The sequence below is a fragment of the Stenotrophomonas sp. STM01 genome, assembly GCF_014852135.1.
GTDB classification, from domain to species: domain Bacteria; phylum Pseudomonadota; class Gammaproteobacteria; order Xanthomonadales; family Xanthomonadaceae; genus Stenotrophomonas; species Stenotrophomonas capsici.
In genome coordinates, this window is the sequence record NZ_JACVBA010000004.1 from 104,200 (window position 1) to 123,721 (window position 19,522).

The window sequence follows — 19,522 nt, forward strand, 5'->3', positions numbered from 1 at the left end:
GTCAAGGCACCGCCGGAATGGGTTAATTGATTGATTCCATGTGGGAATTTATTGGTTTGAACCCCGACAGGAACAGGCGATACTCGCGCTACACCGCTGTTCGGCGGTCTACTTAGAGTTGGGCGGCAGTGGTTTCAGTTGGCTGGCCGTTCCTGCTTCGGCAGCAGCATCGGCAAGTCATTAGTCGGCTCCGGACAGCAGCCACAACGCCTTTCCGGCATCGGCAAGTTCGCCACTTCGCCTTAGGCTTCAACACCTCATCGCAATCATTTCATCGGGCTTCGGCTGCAAAGCGCGGCAAGGCTTCCCGGGCAAGCCTCGATCCCTCCAGCTGTGGCATGATCGGCCCGCATCAGCTTGTTCAAGCGGGGCAGCATTGATCAGGGGTGCTTCAACGACCACCGCCGCCCAACAATTCATTCAAGCCGACCGCTGCTTCGCAGCGTCGGCTTAATTCAGGCGTTAGGCCCAATGGAAATTACGTTTGTAGGCCCGGTGTTCTTCTCGGAAGGTGATGAGGCGCTGTTCTTCCACGGACTGGAACAGGTCCCGGGCTTCGCTTCGGTTGTCGGACGCAATCGCGAGCTGACCGTTTCCTTGGGAGAAGCACGGGAAGGGGCCGTTAGGGAGTTGCTCGTGCTTCTTAGGCGTTGGCAAATTGACCCATCTGCGCTCAACCCGTTCCGTGGCGAAGATCTCTACCCTTCTCGCCTGTGGGAGCAGGCGCTCCATGAGGCTGTTAGCTCCGGGCGTTGATCGGCTGGGGCCTAACAATTCATTCAAGCCGACGCCGTTTCCCGGCGCGGCTTAATTCCGGGGTTGGGCGGCAGTAGTTTGATTTGGCTGGCCGTTCCTACTTCGGCAAAAACATCGGCAGGTCATTAGTCGGCTCCGGGCAGCAGCTACAACCCTTGCCGGCGTCGGCGGGTTCGCCACTTCGCCTTACGCTTCGTCACCGCCTCACAATCGTTTCATCGGGCTTCGGCTGCAAAACGCGGCAGGGTTTCCCGAACAAGCCTCGATCCCGCCAGCTGTGGCATGATCGGCTCGCATCAGCTTGTTCAAGCGGGGCGGCATTGGTCAGGGGGGCTTCAACGATCACTGCCGCCCAACAATTCATTCAAGCCGACCGCGGCTTCGCAGCGTCGGCTTAATTCTGGCGTTAGGCGCCATATCATCTGTCCATGAAAACACCAGACGCTTACGCCGCATTGATCAAGGAATTGGAGGCAATGGGGAAGCTTCCCGCTCCCGATTTGCTCGCGCTAGTGGGTGCACCTGCCAAGGTGCGCGCCTTGGACATCTCTGGAGAGGCGATTGAGGTAGAGCTATCTGTCTCTTGGCTCAAGGACGCTCATGATGCAGTCTGTATCATCGGCCATGCACGCGGCCCAAGTACCTGGCACACGGAACATTTGCAAGAGAGCATCACGGTTTCAATTCCTTCTGGCGTAGCCGATGGCACCTAACATTTCATTCAAGCCGACGTCGCTTCGCGACGCGGCTTAACTCCAGAGTTACGTGCTCATGTCAGATCCTCAGCAGATCAAACAAGCATTCCTACGGTCTCGCCGCTTAGGGCTCTGGCTTGGGTGTGCTGCGCCCGCCTTGTTCGCGGTAGCGGCGCTATTGTGCTCCCTCAATTCCCTTTCGCCCTTTCTGTCCTTCTGCCTCCTAACCGCAGCTTTGGCATGCTGTTACCTTGGCATCAGAGCTTATCGCTGCCCAAGTTGCGAGTCATTCCCCGAGCCGGATGTTCCGCTGTTCAATCCCGAGGTGTGCTGTGCTTGCAAAACCCAGCTCCGCTAATTGCGAGTACGCACCTAACAGTTCATTCAAGCCGAACTCGCTTCGCGAGTCGGCTTAGTTCCAGAGTCAGGCCTCATGGACAACTCCGATCGCATATCGCTCCTTGATCTCTCAGATGTTCGAAAGGCCGTTTCGGCCATGCGTTCACGGTCAATTCTTGCTGCAGGTGTGGGCGGAGTTATCTTCAGCGCGTTCGTGGTCGCGGCATCACTTTGGCGGCGCCCTGGCGAGGTTTCTACGGCTATTTTCCTAGCAGCCGTCACGTACCTTCTGTTCGGCCTGCCACTATTGGTGTATTGGGTGCGGCACTGGCGCAGGATCTATCAGCGCATTGCGGATGTTGAGCTACGAGTCCAAGCTGGTGAGGTTGTGTACGGCTCGCAAGTGCAGTTCCCCTAGCTTGTGGCCTAACGATTCATTCAAGCCGACGTCGCTTCGCGACACGGCTTAACTCCAGAGTTAGGCCGCTTATGCAAGCTTCAAGCGAACCCACACATAGGCACTTCAGCACTCCGTTGAGTCAGTGGATTGTGCAGGTACCTGCGGAACTTCCCTTCGACGCCGTTGGCCTTTGGCAGATTGTGCCCGTTTTGCGGCAGGATTTTGGACTGGCTGGAGATGCATTGGTTCAAGCTGTCCGTGCAGCCATCAGAGCGCTAATTGAGGCGGGTGCAATCCCCGTCCAAGGGACGGACCTCCCTATGCGCTGGGTACCACGGCAAGATTTGGCGGCTTCTGGTGAGCGCGGGGTGGAACTCATCGTAGAGTATTGGCAGGCACTGGGACGCGATCCTCATGTTGGGGATGTCTGGCTCACCCTCCCGCCGGACGCGGCCTAACAGTTCATTCAAGCCAACGCCGCTTCGCGGTGCGGCTTAATTCCGGAGTTGGGCGCGAAACATGCATCTCCGCATCTTGCATATTTTCTTTCTGGCGACGCTGACTTCATACTCAAGCTCTGCAGTGAGCTCGCCCCTTCTAAGATCTCTCGCGACAGATCTCCGCGCAATGCGTGCGCTTCCTATGGCCACACCAACCAATGCGAGGTGTCCCAGTGACACTGCGCCGCTCATCGGCTTGAGCCAAAGCCAACTGCAAGCCACACTAGGCAAGCCCGACTTCATCAGCGACTCGGACCGGAGCTGGACCTACTTTTTCACCAATCCGGTCCCACCCTATCAGTTTGGTGGGGGCCACCCGGAGCTAAGCTTTTCATTCGGGACAACCAAGCGGGTAGTGAATGTCACCTGCCACTATTCGCGCTAGGTACGCGTCTAACAATTCATTCAAGCCGAACCCGCTAAGCGGGTCGGCTTAATTCCGGAGTTAGCGCTCAATGACAGATCCCAACAACTGCTATGCCTACTTCGCGGTGTACGACGACGACCTTGACCCTTCGGTCGTGTCTGCTGAGCTTGGCATCACTCCGACACGCGCTTGGCGCAAGGGAGACCGAGACTCTCGACACCGGGAACGGCGGACGGGTAAATGGTCGCTTTATTCCAGGGTCGAGCGTACCGCGGCTTTAGAGGAGCATCTGAAGGACGTTCTTCTTCAAATGGACGCCAACTCAAGCGCCTTTGCCGCTGTCAGCCATCGCTTAGGCGGCACCATGCAACTAGTTGGCAACTTCAATGACATTGGCGCGGGACTCCGCGTTTCAAAGACTATCGTGTCCCGGCTCGCCTTCTACGGTTTGCGACTAGATCTCGACACTTACTACCTGTACTCGGACAGTCGCGAGTGCACGGGTTGAGCGCTAACAGTTCATTCAAGCCGCCCCCGCTACGCGCGCCAGCTTAATTCCGGAGTTAGACCCACTATGAAGCCACTAGTAATCCCACCTGCAGCGCAACGTGACGACAAAGCGATCCAGATGCTCAGTGCTTGGATTGCTGAGCATGGCCAGCACTGCACGATCAAGGTGGGGCTTTGGCAGGACAACGGGCGTGATGAGGCTCCTGCATGGGGTATTTTCCTCGCAGATACCATTCGACACATCGATAATGCGCTTCAAGAGCAGTATGGGCAGCCTGCATCTGACACCATTTCCGCAATCATGGAATCGCTCCATGATGAGCTGAGCGATCCAACTTCTGATGCCAAAGGCTCCTTTAGTCATGGCCATGGGTAACCGGCCTGATAGGTCATTCAAACCGACGCCGCTTCGCGGCGCGGCTCAATTCAGGCATTAGGCGGCTATGAACTTCCACTGGTTGCTCCTTTCACTGGCAACGGCGGGCGCTACCACGCCCCACAACTCATGCATGTCGCCAGACCCAGAGCTCATCTATTGCCCGGCGCCAGAAGCACCTCGTATTGCAGAGCTGCGTGGTGGCACAGTTACACTGGAGCTGCAGATCGATCCGGACGGTTCAGTTCGTTCCTCCACGGTACTTTCATCATCTGGCCACTCAGCTTGGCCTAGCGCCGCACAATCCGCGGTGGCAAAGTGGCGATATTCGGCGGATTCGGCTTCCCGTGCACGAAAGGTTCCATTCGACTTCCAGTTTGGCAGCCCGTAGCCGCCTGACAGTTCAATCATGCCGATGCCGCTTCGCGGCGCGGCTTAATTCAAGAGTTGGGACACTATGAGAGTTGCTGTCACGCTTTTGCTTGGCTCGCTCATTTCTTGCTCTGGTGCCCCTATGCCCGAGTCCCTCTGTAACGTTGCGCGCGCTCCGGATCGCTTCCTGGGAACTCCTCTCACAATTTCCGGGACGGCCAAGATGTCCCGCCATGGGACCACGCTCTCCGACCCCGCTTGCCCAGATTTGGGGCTTGGCCTTGAGGGCAGCGGAGGTAGCTCTGATTTTTCGGGCGCGCTTTGGGGTACTCTCGCGCCAAATCGAGGCGGCATTCGGGTCAAGGTCACGGGGCAACTCACTCGCAGCTCCGAATTGCCTTCCTATGTGTTCCACGTCGCAACGGGCGTTGTCGAGTGACTGATACGCGCCCTAGCACTTCCTCCAAGCCGAAGCCGCTTCGCGGCTCGGCTTAACTCTGGCGTTAGGCGGCGATGGTAACTCTCAAGTTCGTGATGATCTTTCTCCTAAGCAGCTTGTCTAGCGCTTGCTTCGCCGGCTCCCAATCTGTTGCGTCTACGCAGCCATGGTCCCCGCACTGTTCGGCCACTGGCATTCCCGCCCGCAACGCGGACGAGGCTGCCTATCTAGAAGCTGCGGCAGCTCGCTGCGAGGCCAAAGACGCGTGTGTTCTCGCTTGTAGTCGCTCCGGCTGCGCTGATGGTATTGCCGGTAACTGCGCCCACGTATGCTTTCGTGGCCTTCCCGAAGACCTTGCCAAGCGAGCAGACTATTGGGCGCAGCGTCCGTCGTGTCGGTTGCCGCCTAACAATTCATTCAAGCCGAAGCCGCTTCGCGGCTCGGCTTAATCCTGGCGTTAGGGCTCACATGGAAGTAATCATGCAACCTGTGGCCAATTATCTTGGCGACCGCATCATCAAGGTCAATCATGCCGGCGAGCATGGCGCCATAGGCATCTACACCGGTCAGATCCTCATGGCCAGACTGACCGCGCCAAAGATGGTCGCTGAGCTTCGCGAATTCCGCTCACATGAACAACGGCATCGGGCCATCTTTGGCGCTGAGCTGCAGCGGCGTGGCCGTCATCGTTGCCGTAGCTACTGGCTTTGTGGCATGGGCGGCTTCCTACTCGGGGCCATAACTGGCTTGCTCGGTAGCAGTGCTATTGCAGCAACTACCACTGCCGTTGAGAGTGTCGTGCTTCGCCACCTTGAGTATCAACTCGTTGTGCTGCAGGGCCATGACCCTTTCGCCGTATCAGCAATCTCATCCATTGTCGCTGAGGAGCAGCAGCACCACGACCAGTCTCTGGGGCACGTCCAAGCTGGTATATTCTGGCCCAGGGTTCTCACGCCCATTGTGTCCGCCTCGACCGAGGCAGTTATTTGGCTGGGCTTGCGGCTGTGAGCCCTAACAATTCATTCAAGCCGACGTCTCTTCGCGGCGCGATTTGACTCCGGAGTTGGGTGGCATGGAAGGTTCTATGCGACTTTTGACGAAAGCTCTGGTCATTGCGGCCACGCTCTCACTCATTACTGGCTGCGCACACACTACGGGGCCACGGATGGAGCCGTCTCACGTCGCAGATGAGGTTGGCTTTCCCAAGTGCCGAGTTTCGGTTCCGCTTAGCCAAGATGAAGTATTGGCAAATGCCCGGTTCACCGGAGTATCAGCTCCGGAAACTCAAGTTGACTGGACCAGAATGAAGGCGACGTACCGCCTAGGCGATCGATTTCGGTTCGTGTCCTGCGTATCGGGCAAGCACCTCGGAGCACCTGGTTACTCCTTCTTCGGCCTGTTCCGCGGCAACAGCGTCGCCCTCCAGATGTTCCAAATCATTGACAACTAGAGATGCGTCGCGTGCCGCCTAACAATTCATTCAAGCCGAACCCGCTGCGCGGGTCGGCTTAATTCCGGAGTTAGGGCCCGCATGTCAAAGCTTCTGGCGGTTGCAATCGCGTTGATCTTTCTGGCAAGCGGGTGCACTGAGGCGCCGCAGCCTCAAGAACGTTCTGCGGCTGATCGGACCTACATCCCGGTCACCTCTCTTCGCACGAGCCACTACATTCTTCATTCGTCGGCGAGTGAGACAGAGACCAAGTCAGTATCGATAGCCGTTGAGTCTCTCTATAACGCATACGTTCGCCTGTTCCCACCCAGGTCGCCCGCGGCTGAGCTCAACCTAGTACTGTACAAAGACCAGGTCGAGTTCAAGCGGCACAGTCGAATCTCACCGTGGGCAGAGGCTTACTACAAGCGGCCCTACTCATACGCCTACCCAGGAACTGGCGAGAATCCGCATCACTGGATGCTACATGAGGCCACGCACCAACTTCTTGCAGAGGCTGGTGGCTACAGGCCGCGTCGCTGGCTCAATGAGGGCATCGCTAGCTATTTCGGAGCCAGCGCCCTTCTGGATGGTTCTTTGGATCTCGGCCGACCAGATCCGGCCGCGTACCCCATCTGGTGGCTCAAGGACGTGCGTATAAATCCCAATGCTCCGCCAACTTTTCAGGAGAGGCGCCTGCCTTCGCTGGAGCAGCTGGTCGAGGACACTGGCCCGCCTATTGGAGAGAACGTCAACCACTACTACATTGCCTATTGGAGCCTCGTTCACTACCTTTTCCACGGTGACAACGGAGCTCATCGGGTGGCAGTCCAAGCCCTGCTAGAGCAGCGCGGCTCTCCACAAGCATTCAAACAGCTGGTTGGTGCTTATGACGTCGTCGAACCTCGCTGGCATGCTCACCTTGCCGACTTGGCTAGTGGCCAAGCAGGTATCGGGCGTGGACCCTAACAATTCACTCAAGCCGAATTCGCTTCGCGGCTCGGCTTAACTCAGGCGTTAGGCGCTATACGGATGCTTGGCCAACTTCTAGATTCTTGGCAATTCAACTTTTGGCGAGGCCTCGTCAGCCTTTGTGCTGGCTTGCTGGCCATTTCGCCCTGCCTATTGGTCCCAAGCTTGCGGCGCAAGTTCCTCAAGGTCGCCCCAGACATTGAGGCTATTGGATTGATCGCACTGGTAGTGGCCATCGTTGCCATTGGGTGTTACAACCACTTCGGCAGCGCTAGTGGCGCCTAACAGTGCATTCAAGCCGAACCCGCTTCGCGGGTTGGCCTAATTCCAGAGTTTTGCATCGCATAAGCGTTCCCGCGACACAACAGACCAACTTACCGTCAGCCTATATGACCCATTTGTATCGCTACATACCAATCTGGCGTCGCGTACAGAGCGGCGCAGTTCTTTATCGTGTCTTTGAGGTCATCGGCAGTGGATTCACTGTTCAAAGCAAGGACTTCTTCCACGCAGACGCACCGACTGGTGCCGCGGCATCGCTGGAAGCACAATTCTTGGAACTGTTGATAGAGCAGGATCCACATCACCGGTTCGGAGCTTCATCTACGATTGAGGCGGCTGTTCTGGCATTCGACCAGCACTTTGAGTCTGCGGCCGATGCCTAGCAGTTCATTCAAGCCGATGCCGCTTCGCGGGTCGGCTTAACTCCAGAGTTAGGCATGAAGGACAGATCTGTGCGCGTTGACTTAGCCCTCTTTGACGGCGACGAACTAATGAACCGTAGCAGCTTCCGCGTCGGTGTCGCCGAGCTCGCAAGCTATTCCCCGCTGTTCAAAATCACTCACAAGCTGGGGCAGGAGGCGGCGGATGTTGTTCTTTCAGAGTTCCCGACACATGCTGACCTCAAAACAATCGTTCTTAAGATGCCAATCCATGAGTCCTCTGATTGGGAATCAATCGACATGGGTAGGTACTCACTGGCATTCTGGTGTCGGCTTGATGCCTAACAGCTCATTCAAGTCGATCCCACTCCGCGCGCCAGCTTAATCCCGGAGTTAGACCCACTATGAAGCCACTAGTAATCCCACCTGCAGCGCAACGTGACGACAAAGCGATCCAGATGCTCAGTGCTTGGATTGCTGAGCAAGGCCAACACTGCGCGATCAAGGTGGGACTTTGGCAGGACAGCGGCCGTGATGAGGCCCCTGCATGGGGTATTTTCCTTGCAGACACCATTCGGCACATAGCTAATGCGCTTCAAGAGCAGTATGGGCAGCCTGCATCTGACACCATTTCCGCAATCATGGAATCGCTCCATGATGAGCTGAGCGATCCAACTTCTGATGCCAAAGGCTCCTTTAGTCATGGCCATGGGTAACCGGCCTGATAGGTCATTCAAACCGACGCCGCTTCGCGGCGCGGCTCAATTCAGGCATTAGGCGGCTATGAACTTCCACTGGTTGCTCCTTTCACTGGCAACGGCGGGCGCTACCACGCCCCACAACTCATGCATGTCGTCAGACCCAGAGCTCATCTATTGCCCGGCGCCAGAAGCACCTCGTATTGCAGAGCTGCGTGGTCGCACAGTTACACGGGAGCTGCAGATCGATCCGGACGGTTCAGTTCGTTCCTCCACGGTACTTTCATCATCTGGCCACTCAGCTTGGCCTAGCGCCGCACAATCCGCGGTGGCAAAGTGGCGCTATTCGGCGGATTCGGCTTCTCGTACACGAAAGGTTCCTTTCGACTTCCAGGTTGGCAGTCCTTAGCCGCCTGACAGTTCATTCAAGCCGAACCCGCTTCGCGGGTCGGCTTAATTCCATAGTTAGACTTCCATGGATATGTCAAAACAACCGCCGATGAATCAAACAGCGCGATTTCTTATCTGCGCTGTTGTCGTACCCATATTTGTGCTTATAGGCCTGCTTCTGAACGGCATGATTGCACCAAACGTCAACGTAACCGGCGAGTTCGCCGGATGGATGGTCATTTTTGTAATGACCATCGTCCTTCCTATGCATTTGGTCGCCCTGGTTGTTACTTACCTGCTTGCGAAGAACAGGTTTTCATTCAGGTGGCCCCTCACAACAATTTTCATGTCGTGCATCTTGATAGCCTTGGCGATCATGCTTTCCAAGTCTTCCAATCCATTCTCTCTTGTGTTCTCGGTGACAACAGTACCTCTATCTCTCGTCTCTTACGTCGCCACTGCTGGGCGCATGGACACCAAGCCTGAAAATTCATCCAAGCCGACGTCGCTCCACGACGCGCCTTAACTCTGGCGTTAGACAAAAATAGTCATCGCCATGAGCGATCCAGTCTTTACATTCCAACCCCGCTGGAAAGAGGAGCTGCTATGTTCCTGCTCCGAAGGTTCGTTCGTCCTGGAGATGCCGATGGGAATTGCCTCTGTATATCTGCCATCACAGGATCAATGGCCCGTCAAAGCACCGAGCTGGACGAAAGGGTACTGGACCGCACTCCAGACACAACTCAGCCAATGGTGCGCAGAGAATGACCTCCCGCTTTACATAGAGGACTCGGCCCATGTTTGGTAGTTGTCACGGGCAGCGGCCTGACAGCTCATTCAAGCCGAGCCGCTTCACGGTGCCGGCAGGCTCTGTACCCGGGCATCACACGTGCTGTCGCCTTGGTGAAATATGCTTCTCATGGACCAAGGCTTGGCAGTTCAGTCGGGCCGAAGCTGCTTCGTGGCCGGACATGGTTCCGGCAACTCGCAACTCGCAACTCGCAATCGGACACATCACATGACAGACGCGCCCCCCATCCCTCTCTCTTCCCTCAGGGACATCTTCGATCACCTGGACCGTACGAGCATGACCGGCTACGAGTGTGATCATACTTTTGCGCTCACAAGTACCTTCCTGCAGAAGAACAATCTGCCCGTCGAGGCGACGCTCGAATGGCTTGGGGAGAACGGCGCGGGCTGCGATTGCGAAGTGATCTTCAATGTTTGCCCGGAATGGGAGGACGCCGTTGGCTACACCCCACCAGACGAGGACGACGCCTGACAGCTCAGTCAGGTCGACGCCGCTCCGCGGCGCAGCGTGATACCAGAGCCAGGCCGAGGAAAAGCATGAAATGCATACTGATAGTTCTGCTTGCCGTGCTGATTCCATCCACCTCCTTCGCCGGGCTTCCCTTCGAGGCTACGCTTGAGGAGATGGCTGAGGGCGCGGATCACATTCTGATTGGTCGCATCATCGGCGTTGACATGATCAACAGCAGAGGCGAGGCCGTCCTGGACAGAGAGGCAGCGACTGGCCCCGGGCTCGATAACACCATCAGGCTCCTCATTGCGGTGGATGAGGTTCTTGTCACAAATGTCGCCACTGTGCCGAACGTTCTGCCGGTGCCACTGGCAAGCCATCTGCATTACCGGCTCGGACAGATCGCTGACGCACATGACGGCGATACGGCTGCCCGGCTCGTGCTCCTTGAAGGCAACGACTTTGTCGGTGTGAAGCCCGGTGTTTTCATGCGTCCATTGAGTGACAAAGATGAAGCCCTGCGCATCCATCATGCAGCACATCCATAGGCCTTGGCCTAGCAATTCATTCAGGCCGATCCCGCAGCGCGGATAGGCTGAGGCCTTGGTACTTACAGCGACATGGACGAATCATTCGCAAGGGAACTCGAAGGCATCCGTTGGTTCCAGTCCTGCGGGCAACCACTCCCGCTGTCACTGCCCTTTCCCGTCGCGCAGGTCTCGGGCTGGTCACAGGCCCTCAGCCTGTGCAGTGACCAAGCGTGGGAGGACGTCACCCTCGAGGCCAGGAACCGGCTGACGCGGTTCCTGCACACGCGTCATCGTGATGCGTACCAGCAATGGAACCACATCGCCGCCGCTGCGAAGTCACGCATCGATGCGTCGGTGTGCGATCTGATCTGGCGCCCGTTCGCAGAGCAACAGGGGCTAGGCAAGGCGTTCACGGACGCCGTCTCCTGGGATGTCCTGGCCGCCGTGATGGAACACGCGTATCGGGACTGCTCCGGGCGCCCGACGTTCTTCCTCCAGCTGCTCCAGGTGTATCGCGCCGGGCATTTCCCGTGCGGCTGGTCCGGGGACTGGCCCGACGGCATGCTACTGGTCTGGTAGCGTGGGCAAAGACGATTCATCCAACCGGAACGACACCAGTGAGGGCGCACGCAGATCGCCCAATAGCTGGGGCCGGCATCCGCCTCGGCATCGATGGCCTCCCCAACCCGAGGATGGCCGCGCCCCGGCCGCAGGCTTTGGTACCGTCTCCCAGCGGCATCACTCCAACCCAACGATGGACCCTGCAGTGACATGAACGGGATTGACCAGGACAAGGCTCACCGGATGCTCGGCAGGATCGTTCTGGCCGGCATCACTTCGCATGACCGCGAGGGAAACATCCTCAACCAGACGCAGGTCTTCGGCAGGGTCCTGCGCATCAACGCGCAGGAAGGCGTGGTCCTGGCCAACGGCATCGACGGCACCGAAATCGCCCTCCCGCCCGACCTGGCGCAGTACTCTGCCGCCGAGCCCGGCACCTACACCCTCAGGTCGACGAACACGGTGGTTCATGACCCCGACTACCTCTCCAGCTGGGACATCCATCCACCATCCGGTGGCAAGGATGATGCAGGCTGATCGCTCACTGCCCACCCCGTGCGCCCGATGAAACTGCTGGTTCTCGATCTCGATGAAACACTCATCCACGCCACCGAGGCCGGCCTGGGGCACACACCCGATTTCGAAGTCGGGCCGTACGCGGTGTACAAGCGGCCGGGGCTGGATGCATTCCTGTCCACCATGGGAGCCTGTTTCACACTGGCGGTATGGACCTCTTCCACACGCCCCTATGCCTTACCGGTGGTTGCGAACATCTTCCCGGCCGGGATCGAACTCGCGTTCGTGTGGGCCAGGGAGCGCTGCACGCCGCGCTTCGATCCGGACCAGCAGGACCATGAGTGGACGAAGAACCTCGGGAAGCTGAAGCGGCGCGGCCATCGGCTCGAGCAGGTCCTGATGGTGGATGACACGCCGGCGAAGCTCGCCCGGCATTACGGCAACCTGGTCAGGATCAAGCCCTTTTTCGGCGACCCTGCGGACCGTGAGCTTTTCCAGCTCGGCGAGTACTTACCCACCCTGGCCGGTGCGGCGAATGTCAGGACGATCGAGAAGCGCTTCTGGCGCAGGCGAATCGCCGATGATCGCTGAGCGATCCTTCCCTCCGAACCTGATTGGCGGTGCGCGACGATCCACCTGCCTGGCCTACAACGTCGGCGCTCCCGCGCCGAATCCGTCTTGAGGCTGGCACCACACCGACACGAGCCCGGCATGGACGACTCCGAGAACCCGTACCGCTCCCCGCGTGGAACCGCAGCCGCCGCGCCCGGACGCAGGCTGTGGCTGTCGAGCCTGCTGGCCTCCTCACCTGCGGCATTCCTTGCGATTGCCCTGTTGTTCTGCGCCGCCGAGCGCAGGCATTTCCGTACCTCGCAGAATGATCCCGCCCTGCTATTGGCCGCGCTTCCACAGCTGTTGTGCGTGGCCCTGGTGGCCGGCCTGGTCTGCTCGGTCTCCCGCCACCCCCGTCCGCTGCGAGCCCTGCTTGCCGGCTTGGTAACCGGGCCCATGCTCGCGCTCCTGGCCTATCGCCTGTATCCGCTCCTGAAGCAGTGGGCCTGATGCAGCGTCGCTGCGGGAGCCCTCGTCACTCACGTATCGGTCGCCTTGGAACCTGTTTGGCACCTGACCCGCATGCACATCTGGCCACCTGATGAACACAAGGACGCTCGAACCCATGTCACCGACGCATACCCAGCTGCTTGCCTTCGCGATCCATGAGATCCGCCTGCTGCTTGGCCATCACCTCGGCAGCGGCGATGCACCAGACCCCGCCGCACGCGCGGCGGCACACCTGGCCTATGCACTCCACAATCAGGCAGATGCGGTGCTGCAGGGAGGCACCTTCGACGTGCAGCAGGCATTGGGCACCATTGATGCCGTGGACCGGATGCTGGGCACCCGGTTCCAGGAGCGGCTGTTCCAGGTCACCGCGCTGTCCCCTCCAACACCCGAACCCAGAGGATGAGCAGCGCGGTCACAGCCCTTTGCCACGGCACGGTGGAGGCACAAAGAACGGTCGATCACCTGCTCACCTGCCAGCTACGGACATGCACCCCTATCGTTATGATGCAGAAACACCACACCCCGCACGCTCGCGACCGGGCCCACTTGGCCAGGCTTCATCGGCGCCCATGATGACCTCGTCACTCATTCCACCGGAGGTGCCATGCGTATCCAACCCGCCGTCATGATGTCTTTTGTGCTCACCGCAGGGCCGGCAGATGCCGTCGACCCGCAGGCGCTTGCGCAGGTGCAGGTGCAGGTGCAGGAGTATGTCGGCGCGGGCTGCCTGGTCGAAGTGCTTCAAGCCAAGGCGGTCCTGTGGGGGAACAATGGTTTCCGCATCGAACACTGGAATGTCAGGACGCGCGATGGCATCGCGCGCTTCGAGGTGAGTTACCACTCCCCTGCCATACTGCCTTCCAGTGCCAACCCATATTCGGTTCGAGGCACCGATGCCACCGGGAAAGCCCAGCCGCAAGGTCGCCCATGCCTTCCATCCTCAACCCTTGGCAGTAACAACCCCGGTTGATCGCCCTACTCCTGGAGATCGGAAACGACATGCGCAATGAACGGTACTGGTTCGAGGCCAAGCAACATGGCTGGGGATGGCCACTGAGATGGCAGGGCTGGCTGGCGTACGGCATCACCTTCGCCTCGTTGGCGGCACTGTTCTTCGTGGTGCCGCCGACCCGGGCCCCGGGCCCGTTCATGGGAGCGACGGGGGGCATTATCCTGCTGTTGCTCGTGGTGTGCTGGCTGAAGGGGGAGCCGCTGCGGTGACGCAGGGATGGCCCCCGATGGGGTGTGGCGCCGAGCGTGGCCCGGCACTACCGGGTGTGGCATGATCGGCTCGCTTTGCGCAACACAGACCGGGCGGCTTCGGCTTGGAATTCGGTGGTTGGCCATGGCTCGCCTGACCCTTCACTCACGTCGGCTCCCCCGGGGCACGGCGCTGTTCGGGCGGCGGTGTGCATGGAATGGATCAACGAGCTTGAGAACGAAGCCTGGAACACGGTGATCGACGAGCTGGTCTGGCACCTCCGGCATGGCCGGGTGCCCACCATCATCACGCGCCGGTTCGCCCCCGCGCGTGGCATCGAGTTCCGCTTCGGCGATGCGCCGGCGGTGTTCGCACCCATCGACGATGCATCGCTGGAAGACCACTGGGACGAAGCCAGCCGCATCATCGGCCGCTTCCCGCAACTGAATGCGACGCGCCTGCGCAGTGATCGCAGTAGCATCCCGGCGGTCATGCGCGCGCCCGGATTCGCATGACACGCGCCCATCACCGCGCGCATGCTCTGCTTTCCCTTCCCATGAAGCACCCAGGCGGCCCATGAAGCGCGTGACCGGTATTGGCGGCATCTTCTTCCAGGCACGCGACCCCGCCGTGCTGCGTGCGTGGTACCAGCGCCACCTGGGCATCGAGGTGCAACCCTGGGGCGGCGCTGCATTCACCTGGACCGACACCGATGGCCAGCCCTTCGCCGGCACCACGGTCTGGTCGATCAACGCGGCTGGCAGTGAGGCGCTCGCCCCCGGCAGCGCACCGTTCGTCATCAACTACCGGGTGCATGACCTGCATGCCCTATTGGCGGCATTGCGCGAGGAAGGCTGCCAGGTGCTCGAGCGCAGCGAGGATTCGGAGTATGGGAAGTTCGGTTGGGTGATCGACCCGGAAGGCAACAAGGTCGAACTGTGGCAACCGCCGCAGGGCCAGTGAGCGCACGCTGTCGCCCGATGACGGACGTCTCGCCCTCAGCTGCCGCCGCCCGCCCGCCGCGCGGTACGTTCCTCAAGCGCAGCCTTGCCTGGCTGCTGACCGCCATTGCGCTGATAGGCATTCCGCTGTGGGTCGGCAGCCAGAGCCGCGCCGATACCGCGGCCCAGGTAGCCGAACGAGGCTGGGCCTGCGGCATGTCGGTGCTGGGGCTGTTCCTGTTCGGGCTGATGTTGGCGGCACTGCTGTCGTTGACGTCACTGCTGCTGGGCGGGCTGGCGTACCGGGCGACGCCACGCCCGCGCTCGGGGTGGCGGCTGGCCGAACTGCTGGTGTTCTCGCTGCCATTGCTGGCTGGCCTCGCGGTGGTGGTGGTGATGTTTGCCGGCGGATGAAAACGCAGCTCCCTGCCCTCGACGCGAGATCCACATGCCCGGCCCCCTTCCCCCGCCACTGACACGTCCGCAGCCGCCTGCACCCAATCGACGGGTGTGGCTGCTGATCGGCCTGGCCGGCAGCGTCTCCGCGGCGCTGGTGGTGAGCTATATCGGGCTGGCGGTCGCGCCGCAGTTCGAGTCGGTCTACCGCAGTTTCGGCGCGCAGATGCCCGCGACCTCCCAGCTGTTCATGCGCTTTTTCGGCCTGGTCTGGCTGCTGCCGGCGGGCGTGCTCGCCATCGGCCGCTGCTGGCCGCGCCCCAATGCCCCGGTCATTGCCGGCGTGCTGGGGTTGGTCGCTCCCTTCGTTGCCGTTCCTGTCGCCCTGTTGCTCATCTACCTGCCATTGTTCCGGCTTGCCGACGTCTAGCCGCGGAGAACCGGATGCCGTACTTCCCCGTGACCGCGCCCCGCCTTGGCTTCGTCGTGCTCTACCGCCGTACGTCATTCACGAATCGACTCAACGTGTTCGCGATCCCCTGGCGCAGGCATGGGCAGCAGCTCGGCCGGAGGCCAGCCCCGCGTCCCTCACGGATTCAAGCTGCCGGTGCTCTCCATCGTGTGGTGCCTCATTCACGAGCGATCGAATGGCGCCGCCGGGAAGTGGGTGCCGGCGGCCGGACCGGTACACTTCCGGCCATCTCCGTTGATGTGTACGACAGCATGGCCAACATCGAATTCAACAAGGACGAGAAAGCCATCCTCGTCCGCAAGCTGCAGGGGTACTTTTCCGAAGAGCTGCAGCAGAAGATCGGGCAGTTCGACGCTGAGTTCCTGCTGGACTTCATCGGCAAGGAGATCGGCGCGTACTACTACAACCATGGCCTGTACGATGCACAGGCCGCATTGAGCGCGCGCATGGAAGACCTGCAGGATGCGATCTACCAGCTGGAGCAGCGCACGGAGTTCCGGCGATGAAACCGCAGACGGGAATGAGCGCGCGCCCCATGCTCCTGGCCGTGCTGCTGGCGATGATGCTGGCCGCCTGCGGCATGCCGGTGCCCGCGGCCAAGCGCGACTACGTCGGTAGCTGGGCATCGGATACCACCTTGCTGGTCATCGAGCCGAGTGGCCGCGTGCGCTACAAGCACCAGCCCACGCCCAACGTCAGCAAGTCGCTGGATGCGCCGATCAAGTCCTTCGAGGGCGATGACCTGGTGGTCGGCGTCGGGCCGCTGACCACGCGGTTCGTGGTCTCGGCGCCGCCGCATGAGGATGGCGGCGTATGGAAGATGACCGTCGATGGCCAGGAGCTGCGCCGGCGCTGAGTTGCGCTGTGCAGCGTGCGTTCCCGCCGGCAGCCGCTAGGCTGGGCAGCATTCAACGTCGTGGAGAGGCCCATGGTCAACGGCAGCTGTCATTGTGGTGCGGTGCGCTTCGAGTGCGATGGCGTGCCGACCGAAGGCTACGAGTGCAACTGCTCGCACTGCAGCCGCAAGGGGTTCGTGCTGTGGTTCGTGCCGCGGCAGGCCTTGCGGGTCACCGCCGGCGAAGGTGCACTCACGACGTACCTGTTCAACCGGCACGTGATTGCCCATCAGTTCTGCCCGACCTGCGGATGCCAACCGTTCGGGCTGGGCAGGCAGCCGGACGGGACCGAGACGGCGGCGATCAACCTGCGCTGCCTGGAAGGGTTTGATCTGGAAACGGTGAAACGGATCGCCGTGGACGGACGGGCCTTCTGAGGATCTGTCGGGGGAGCGCGGGCATCGCCATCCTCTCCCGCGTACAGCCCGCCGCTTGCGCATACCCGATGCACGGGAAACGTATGGTCGGCCTGCCGGCCAGCGTCGCCTCGTCGCGCAACTGAATGCCTCCCGCGCATTCCGGGCGAGCCGACGCGGCCTTCGTCCGGCTCCCGCCGACCGCCCGATCCCTGCCCGCCGGCAAACCGGGAACGGGCCCGAAACGTGGCAAAGGCCGGCCTGGCGTGGTTTGCGCGTGGCGGCAACGACACCTTGCGCGCGCTTTCCCGTCCGCCGACGGCCCCTTGATCGCCTCGCCGTTGCCACCGGCATTGGAAGATCGCGTCATCGTCGGCGAAAATCCACGGGCCGAGGCCGAGCATGCGCGTCCGAGGGCCAATGCCCGCGAGTTCCCAGCGGAGGAAACGCGGCGCAGTTGACCCGGTCGCCTGCTCGCGCCCACCGCCCCGCGTGGGTGATGGGCCAGCGACACCGCATCAGCCACCTGGAACGCAGGTCCGCCCAGCAGGGCAACCGCGCCGGGCCGATCTGGAATACTGCGCCCTCGGAGATCGTCGCCGCCTCGTGTCGAGGTGGCGGTTCCAGGCAACCGTCGTCGCCCCGTGCGCCGGCCTTTACCCAAGAGCCCCTGCATGAACATTGAAGCCACTTCCGCCCTGCCGCCGCGCGAAGCGATGGAGTTCGACGTCGTCATCGTCGGTGCCGGCCCCGCCGGCCTGGCCACGGCCATCCGCCTGCGCCAGCTGGCCGTGGAGAAGGGCCAGGAGCTGTCGGTCTGCGTGCTGGAGAAGGGCTCCGAGCCGGGCGCGCACATCCTGTCCGGCGCGATCATGGACCCGCGTGCGCTCAACGAGCTGTTCCCGGACTGGGCCGAGCGCGGTGCGCCGCTGAAACAGGCCGTCACCCGCGATGAGTTCCTGTTCCTGGACGAGACCGGTGCCAAGGCCACCCCGCACGCGCTGCTGCCGGAGTGCTTCCACAACGACGGCAACTACATCATCAGCCTGGGCGAAGTGACCCGCTGGCTGGCGCAGCAGGCCGAGGCACTGGAAGTGGCGATCTTCCCGGGCTTCGCCGCCGCCGAGGTGCTGTACGACGACAACGGCGCGGTGATGGGCGTGGCCACCGGCGACATGGGCATCCACAAGGACGGCACCCCAGGCCCGAACTTCGAGCGCGGCATGGAGCTGCACGCCAAGTACACGATCTTCGCCGAAGGCTCGCGCGGCCACCTCGGTCGCCAGCTGATCAGCAGGTTCAAGCTCGACGCCGGCAAGGACCCGCAGTCCTACGGCATCGGCATCAAGGAGCTGTGGCAGATCGACCCGGCCAAGCACGAACCGGGCCTGGTGGTGCACGCCGCCGGCTGGCCGCTGGACAACGACACCTACGGTGGCGCGTTCCTGTACCACGCCGAGGGCGGCAAGGTGTCGATCGGCTACGTGGTCGGCCTGGACTACAAGAACCCGTGGCTGAGCCCGTTCGAGGAGTTCCAGCGCTTCAAGACCCACCCGGCCATCCGCAAGCACCTGGAAGGCGGCAAGCGCATCGCCTACGGCGCACGCGCGATCACCGCCGGCGGCATCCTGTCGCTGCCCAAGACGGTGTTCCCGGGCGGCGCGCTGGTCGGCTGCGAGGCCGGCTACCTCAACGTCAGCCGCATCAAGGGCAGCCACGCCGCGATCAAGACCGGCATGCTCGCCGCCGAGGCCGCGTTCGACGCGCTGACCGCCGGCCGTTCGCGCGATGAACTGAGCGCGTATCCGGAGGCGTTCGAGAACAGCTGGCTGAAGGCCGAGCTGCTGCAGTCCAAGAACTTCAAGCAGTGGTTCAAGAAGGGCCGCACCCTGGCCACGCTGATGACCGGCATCGAACAGTGGCTGCTGCCCAAGCTGGGCATCCGCAACGCGCCGTGGACCATCCACCGTACCAAGGCCGACCACGAGTGCCTGGAGCCGGCCGCCACCCAGCCGAAGATCAACTACCCCAAGCCGGACAACGTGCTGACCTTCGACCGCCTGAGCTCGGTGTTCCTGTCCTCGACCAATCACGAGGAAGACCAGCCCAGCCATCTGACGCTGAAGGACCCGTCCATCCCGGTGACGGTCAACCTGGCCACCTACGCCGGCCCGGAAGCGCGTTACTGCCCGGCCGGCGTGTACGAATTTGTCGGCGAAGGCAGCGACACGCGCCTGCAGATCAACGCGCAGAACTGCGTCCACTGCAAGACCTGCGACATCAAGGACCCCACCCAGAACATCGTGTGGGTGACCCCGCAGGGCGGCGGCGGCCCGAACTACCCGGCGATGTAAGCAGCCCCTGCTGCAGGGGCTTCGCCGTGCCGGGCAGCACCTGGCATGGGCGGGGCACCTGCGGCAGC

At 61.2% G+C, this 19,522-nt stretch carries 27 protein-coding genes; 26 read left to right on the forward strand and 1 reads right to left on the reverse strand.

What is annotated here, in order from left to right; genetic code table 11:
• The first annotated feature begins 471 nt into the window (after positions 1–471).
• The 11 genes from IB227_RS16380 (at position 472) to IB227_RS16440 (ending at position 10,187) form a co-directional block, all read left to right on the forward strand.
• Positions 472–756, forward strand: coding sequence for a hypothetical protein (locus IB227_RS16380; RefSeq protein WP_192288264.1), 285 nt, complete (start codon positions 472–474; stop codon positions 754–756).
• A gap of 428 nt (positions 757–1,184) precedes the next feature.
• Positions 1,185–1,469, forward strand: coding sequence for a hypothetical protein (locus IB227_RS16385; RefSeq protein ID WP_192288265.1), 285 nt, complete (start codon positions 1,185–1,187; stop codon positions 1,467–1,469).
• Between the two features lie 1,676 nt (positions 1,470–3,145).
• The gene (locus tag IB227_RS16390) at positions 3,146–3,565 is read left to right on the forward strand and encodes a DUF4279 domain-containing protein (RefSeq protein WP_192288266.1); all 420 of its coding nucleotides are present in this window, start codon (positions 3,146–3,148) and stop codon (positions 3,563–3,565) included.
• 66 nt (positions 3,566–3,631) lie between these two features.
• Entirely contained in the window at positions 3,632–3,943 is a 312-nt protein-coding gene (locus IB227_RS16395) for a DUF5076 domain-containing protein (RefSeq protein ID WP_192288267.1), read from the forward strand.
• A gap of 1,291 nt (positions 3,944–5,234) precedes the next feature.
• Entirely contained in the window at positions 5,235–5,762 is a 528-nt protein-coding gene (locus IB227_RS16405) for a demethoxyubiquinone hydroxylase family protein (RefSeq protein WP_225591931.1), read from the forward strand.
• Between the two features lie 523 nt (positions 5,763–6,285).
• Positions 6,286–7,152 (forward strand): DUF1570 domain-containing protein, encoded by an 867-nt coding sequence (locus tag IB227_RS16410; RefSeq protein WP_192288270.1) that lies wholly within the window; start codon positions 6,286–6,288, stop codon positions 7,150–7,152.
• A gap of 392 nt (positions 7,153–7,544) precedes the next feature.
• On the forward strand, positions 7,545–7,820 hold the full coding sequence (locus IB227_RS16415; RefSeq protein ID WP_192288271.1) for a hypothetical protein: 276 nt from the start codon (positions 7,545–7,547) through the stop codon (positions 7,818–7,820).
• Between the two features lie 54 nt (positions 7,821–7,874).
• Positions 7,875–8,162 (forward strand): hypothetical protein, encoded by a 288-nt coding sequence (locus IB227_RS16420; RefSeq protein ID WP_192288272.1) that lies wholly within the window; start codon positions 7,875–7,877, stop codon positions 8,160–8,162.
• 59 nt (positions 8,163–8,221) lie between these two features.
• On the forward strand, positions 8,222–8,533 hold the full coding sequence (locus tag IB227_RS16425) for a DUF5076 domain-containing protein (RefSeq protein WP_192288273.1): 312 nt from the start codon (positions 8,222–8,224) through the stop codon (positions 8,531–8,533).
• A gap of 457 nt (positions 8,534–8,990) precedes the next feature.
• Positions 8,991–9,431, forward strand: a complete 441-nt coding sequence (locus tag IB227_RS16435; protein WP_192288275.1) for a hypothetical protein — start codon at positions 8,991–8,993, stop codon at positions 9,429–9,431.
• 492 nt (positions 9,432–9,923) lie between these two features.
• The gene (locus IB227_RS16440; protein ID WP_225591932.1) at positions 9,924–10,187 is read left to right on the forward strand and encodes a DUF2695 domain-containing protein; all 264 of its coding nucleotides are present in this window, start codon (positions 9,924–9,926) and stop codon (positions 10,185–10,187) included.
• Between the two features lie 8 nt (positions 10,188–10,195).
• Here IB227_RS16440 and IB227_RS16445 read toward each other — a convergent pair whose 3' ends face one another.
• Complete coding sequence (locus IB227_RS16445; RefSeq protein WP_192288276.1) at positions 10,196–10,699, reverse strand: hypothetical protein; 504 nt, start codon at positions 10,697–10,699, stop codon at positions 10,196–10,198.
• Positions 10,700–10,786: 87 nt separating this feature from the next.
• Between IB227_RS16445 and IB227_RS16450 the strand changes: the two genes are divergently transcribed.
• The 15 genes from IB227_RS16450 to IB227_RS16520 all read left to right on the forward strand — a co-directional run bounded on the left by IB227_RS16450 (position 10,787) and on the right by IB227_RS16520 (position 19,454).
• A complete protein-coding gene (locus tag IB227_RS16450) occupies positions 10,787–11,275 on the forward strand; it encodes a hypothetical protein (protein WP_192288277.1) in 489 nt (162 codons plus the stop codon).
• 192 nt (positions 11,276–11,467) lie between these two features.
• Positions 11,468–11,794, forward strand: coding sequence for a hypothetical protein (locus tag IB227_RS16455; RefSeq protein ID WP_192288278.1), 327 nt, complete (start codon positions 11,468–11,470; stop codon positions 11,792–11,794).
• Positions 11,795–11,821: 27 nt separating this feature from the next.
• Positions 11,822–12,364, forward strand: coding sequence for an HAD family hydrolase (locus IB227_RS16460; protein ID WP_192288279.1), 543 nt, complete (start codon positions 11,822–11,824; stop codon positions 12,362–12,364).
• Between the two features lie 120 nt (positions 12,365–12,484).
• Positions 12,485–12,835, forward strand: coding sequence for a hypothetical protein (locus IB227_RS16465; RefSeq protein WP_192288280.1), 351 nt, complete (start codon positions 12,485–12,487; stop codon positions 12,833–12,835).
• A 115-nt stretch (positions 12,836–12,950) separates the two neighbouring features.
• The gene (locus tag IB227_RS16470; protein WP_192288281.1) at positions 12,951–13,241 is read left to right on the forward strand and encodes a hypothetical protein; all 291 of its coding nucleotides are present in this window, start codon (positions 12,951–12,953) and stop codon (positions 13,239–13,241) included.
• 201 nt (positions 13,242–13,442) lie between these two features.
• On the forward strand, positions 13,443–13,808 hold the full coding sequence (locus tag IB227_RS16475; protein ID WP_192288282.1) for a hypothetical protein: 366 nt from the start codon (positions 13,443–13,445) through the stop codon (positions 13,806–13,808).
• Between the two features lie 29 nt (positions 13,809–13,837).
• Positions 13,838–14,059, forward strand: a complete 222-nt coding sequence (locus IB227_RS16480; RefSeq protein WP_192288283.1) for a hypothetical protein — start codon at positions 13,838–13,840, stop codon at positions 14,057–14,059.
• 192 nt (positions 14,060–14,251) lie between these two features.
• Positions 14,252–14,554, forward strand: a complete 303-nt coding sequence (locus tag IB227_RS16485) for a hypothetical protein (protein WP_192288284.1) — start codon at positions 14,252–14,254, stop codon at positions 14,552–14,554.
• Between the two features lie 61 nt (positions 14,555–14,615).
• Positions 14,616–15,002, forward strand: a complete 387-nt coding sequence (locus tag IB227_RS16490) for a VOC family protein (protein ID WP_192288285.1) — start codon at positions 14,616–14,618, stop codon at positions 15,000–15,002.
• 17 nt (positions 15,003–15,019) lie between these two features.
• A complete protein-coding gene (locus tag IB227_RS16495; RefSeq protein ID WP_192288286.1) occupies positions 15,020–15,394 on the forward strand; it encodes a hypothetical protein in 375 nt (124 codons plus the stop codon).
• Between the two features lie 94 nt (positions 15,395–15,488).
• A complete protein-coding gene (locus IB227_RS16500) occupies positions 15,489–15,806 on the forward strand; it encodes a hypothetical protein (protein WP_192288287.1) in 318 nt (105 codons plus the stop codon).
• A 293-nt stretch (positions 15,807–16,099) separates the two neighbouring features.
• The gene (locus IB227_RS16505; RefSeq protein WP_132862387.1) at positions 16,100–16,354 is read left to right on the forward strand and encodes a DUF2164 domain-containing protein; all 255 of its coding nucleotides are present in this window, start codon (positions 16,100–16,102) and stop codon (positions 16,352–16,354) included.
• 14 nt (positions 16,355–16,368) lie between these two features.
• The gene (locus IB227_RS16510; protein ID WP_225591933.1) at positions 16,369–16,704 is read left to right on the forward strand and encodes a hypothetical protein; all 336 of its coding nucleotides are present in this window, start codon (positions 16,369–16,371) and stop codon (positions 16,702–16,704) included.
• A 72-nt stretch (positions 16,705–16,776) separates the two neighbouring features.
• Positions 16,777–17,121: a GFA family protein gene (locus IB227_RS16515; protein ID WP_192288288.1), complete on the forward strand. Its 345-nt coding sequence runs from the start codon at positions 16,777–16,779 to the stop codon at positions 17,119–17,121.
• A gap of 653 nt (positions 17,122–17,774) precedes the next feature.
• Positions 17,775–19,454 (forward strand): electron transfer flavoprotein-ubiquinone oxidoreductase, encoded by a 1,680-nt coding sequence (locus IB227_RS16520; protein WP_192288289.1) that lies wholly within the window; start codon positions 17,775–17,777, stop codon positions 19,452–19,454.
• Positions 19,455–19,522 lie beyond the last annotated feature (68 nt).

What these genes read in the sequence shown, in the direction of transcription:
- IB227_RS16415 (WP_192288271.1), top strand. Translation starts at nt 7,545, where the DNA reads ATGACCCATTTGTATCGCTACATACCAATCTGGCGTCGCGTACAGAGC.
- IB227_RS16520 (WP_192288289.1), top strand. Translation starts at nt 17,775, where the DNA reads ATGAACATTGAAGCCACTTCCGCCCTGCCGCCGCGCGAAGCGATGGAG.
- IB227_RS16445 (WP_192288276.1), bottom strand. Translation starts at nt 10,699, where the DNA reads ATGATGGATGCGCAGGGCTTCATCTTTGTCACTCAATGGACGCATGAA.
- IB227_RS16475 (WP_192288282.1), top strand. Translation starts at nt 13,443, where the DNA reads ATGCGTATCCAACCCGCCGTCATGATGTCTTTTGTGCTCACCGCAGGG.
- IB227_RS16505 (WP_132862387.1), top strand. Translation starts at nt 16,100, where the DNA reads ATGGCCAACATCGAATTCAACAAGGACGAGAAAGCCATCCTCGTCCGC.
- IB227_RS16410 (WP_192288270.1), top strand. Translation starts at nt 6,286, where the DNA reads ATGTCAAAGCTTCTGGCGGTTGCAATCGCGTTGATCTTTCTGGCAAGC.
- IB227_RS16390 (WP_192288266.1), top strand. Translation starts at nt 3,146, where the DNA reads ATGACAGATCCCAACAACTGCTATGCCTACTTCGCGGTGTACGACGAC.
- IB227_RS16420 (WP_192288272.1), top strand. Translation starts at nt 7,875, where the DNA reads ATGAAGGACAGATCTGTGCGCGTTGACTTAGCCCTCTTTGACGGCGAC.
- IB227_RS16480 (WP_192288283.1), top strand. Translation starts at nt 13,838, where the DNA reads ATGCGCAATGAACGGTACTGGTTCGAGGCCAAGCAACATGGCTGGGGA.
- IB227_RS16385 (WP_192288265.1), top strand. Translation starts at nt 1,185, where the DNA reads ATGAAAACACCAGACGCTTACGCCGCATTGATCAAGGAATTGGAGGCA.
- IB227_RS16440 (WP_225591932.1), top strand. Translation starts at nt 9,924, where the DNA reads ATGACAGACGCGCCCCCCATCCCTCTCTCTTCCCTCAGGGACATCTTC.
- IB227_RS16425 (WP_192288273.1), top strand. Translation starts at nt 8,222, where the DNA reads ATGAAGCCACTAGTAATCCCACCTGCAGCGCAACGTGACGACAAAGCG.
- IB227_RS16495 (WP_192288286.1), top strand. Translation starts at nt 15,020, where the DNA reads ATGACGGACGTCTCGCCCTCAGCTGCCGCCGCCCGCCCGCCGCGCGGT.
- IB227_RS16515 (WP_192288288.1), top strand. Translation starts at nt 16,777, where the DNA reads ATGGTCAACGGCAGCTGTCATTGTGGTGCGGTGCGCTTCGAGTGCGAT.
- IB227_RS16450 (WP_192288277.1), top strand. Translation starts at nt 10,787, where the DNA reads ATGGACGAATCATTCGCAAGGGAACTCGAAGGCATCCGTTGGTTCCAG.
- IB227_RS16460 (WP_192288279.1), top strand. Translation starts at nt 11,822, where the DNA reads ATGAAACTGCTGGTTCTCGATCTCGATGAAACACTCATCCACGCCACC.
- IB227_RS16455 (WP_192288278.1), top strand. Translation starts at nt 11,468, where the DNA reads ATGAACGGGATTGACCAGGACAAGGCTCACCGGATGCTCGGCAGGATC.
- IB227_RS16380 (WP_192288264.1), top strand. Translation starts at nt 472, where the DNA reads ATGGAAATTACGTTTGTAGGCCCGGTGTTCTTCTCGGAAGGTGATGAG.
- IB227_RS16485 (WP_192288284.1), top strand. Translation starts at nt 14,252, where the DNA reads ATGGAATGGATCAACGAGCTTGAGAACGAAGCCTGGAACACGGTGATC.
- IB227_RS16465 (WP_192288280.1), top strand. Translation starts at nt 12,485, where the DNA reads ATGGACGACTCCGAGAACCCGTACCGCTCCCCGCGTGGAACCGCAGCC.
- IB227_RS16405 (WP_225591931.1), top strand. Translation starts at nt 5,235, where the DNA reads ATGCAACCTGTGGCCAATTATCTTGGCGACCGCATCATCAAGGTCAAT.
- IB227_RS16510 (WP_225591933.1), top strand. Translation starts at nt 16,369, where the DNA reads ATGAGCGCGCGCCCCATGCTCCTGGCCGTGCTGCTGGCGATGATGCTG.
- IB227_RS16490 (WP_192288285.1), top strand. Translation starts at nt 14,616, where the DNA reads ATGAAGCGCGTGACCGGTATTGGCGGCATCTTCTTCCAGGCACGCGAC.
- IB227_RS16435 (WP_192288275.1), top strand. Translation starts at nt 8,991, where the DNA reads ATGGATATGTCAAAACAACCGCCGATGAATCAAACAGCGCGATTTCTT.
- IB227_RS16470 (WP_192288281.1), top strand. Translation starts at nt 12,951, where the DNA reads ATGTCACCGACGCATACCCAGCTGCTTGCCTTCGCGATCCATGAGATC.
- IB227_RS16395 (WP_192288267.1), top strand. Translation starts at nt 3,632, where the DNA reads ATGAAGCCACTAGTAATCCCACCTGCAGCGCAACGTGACGACAAAGCG.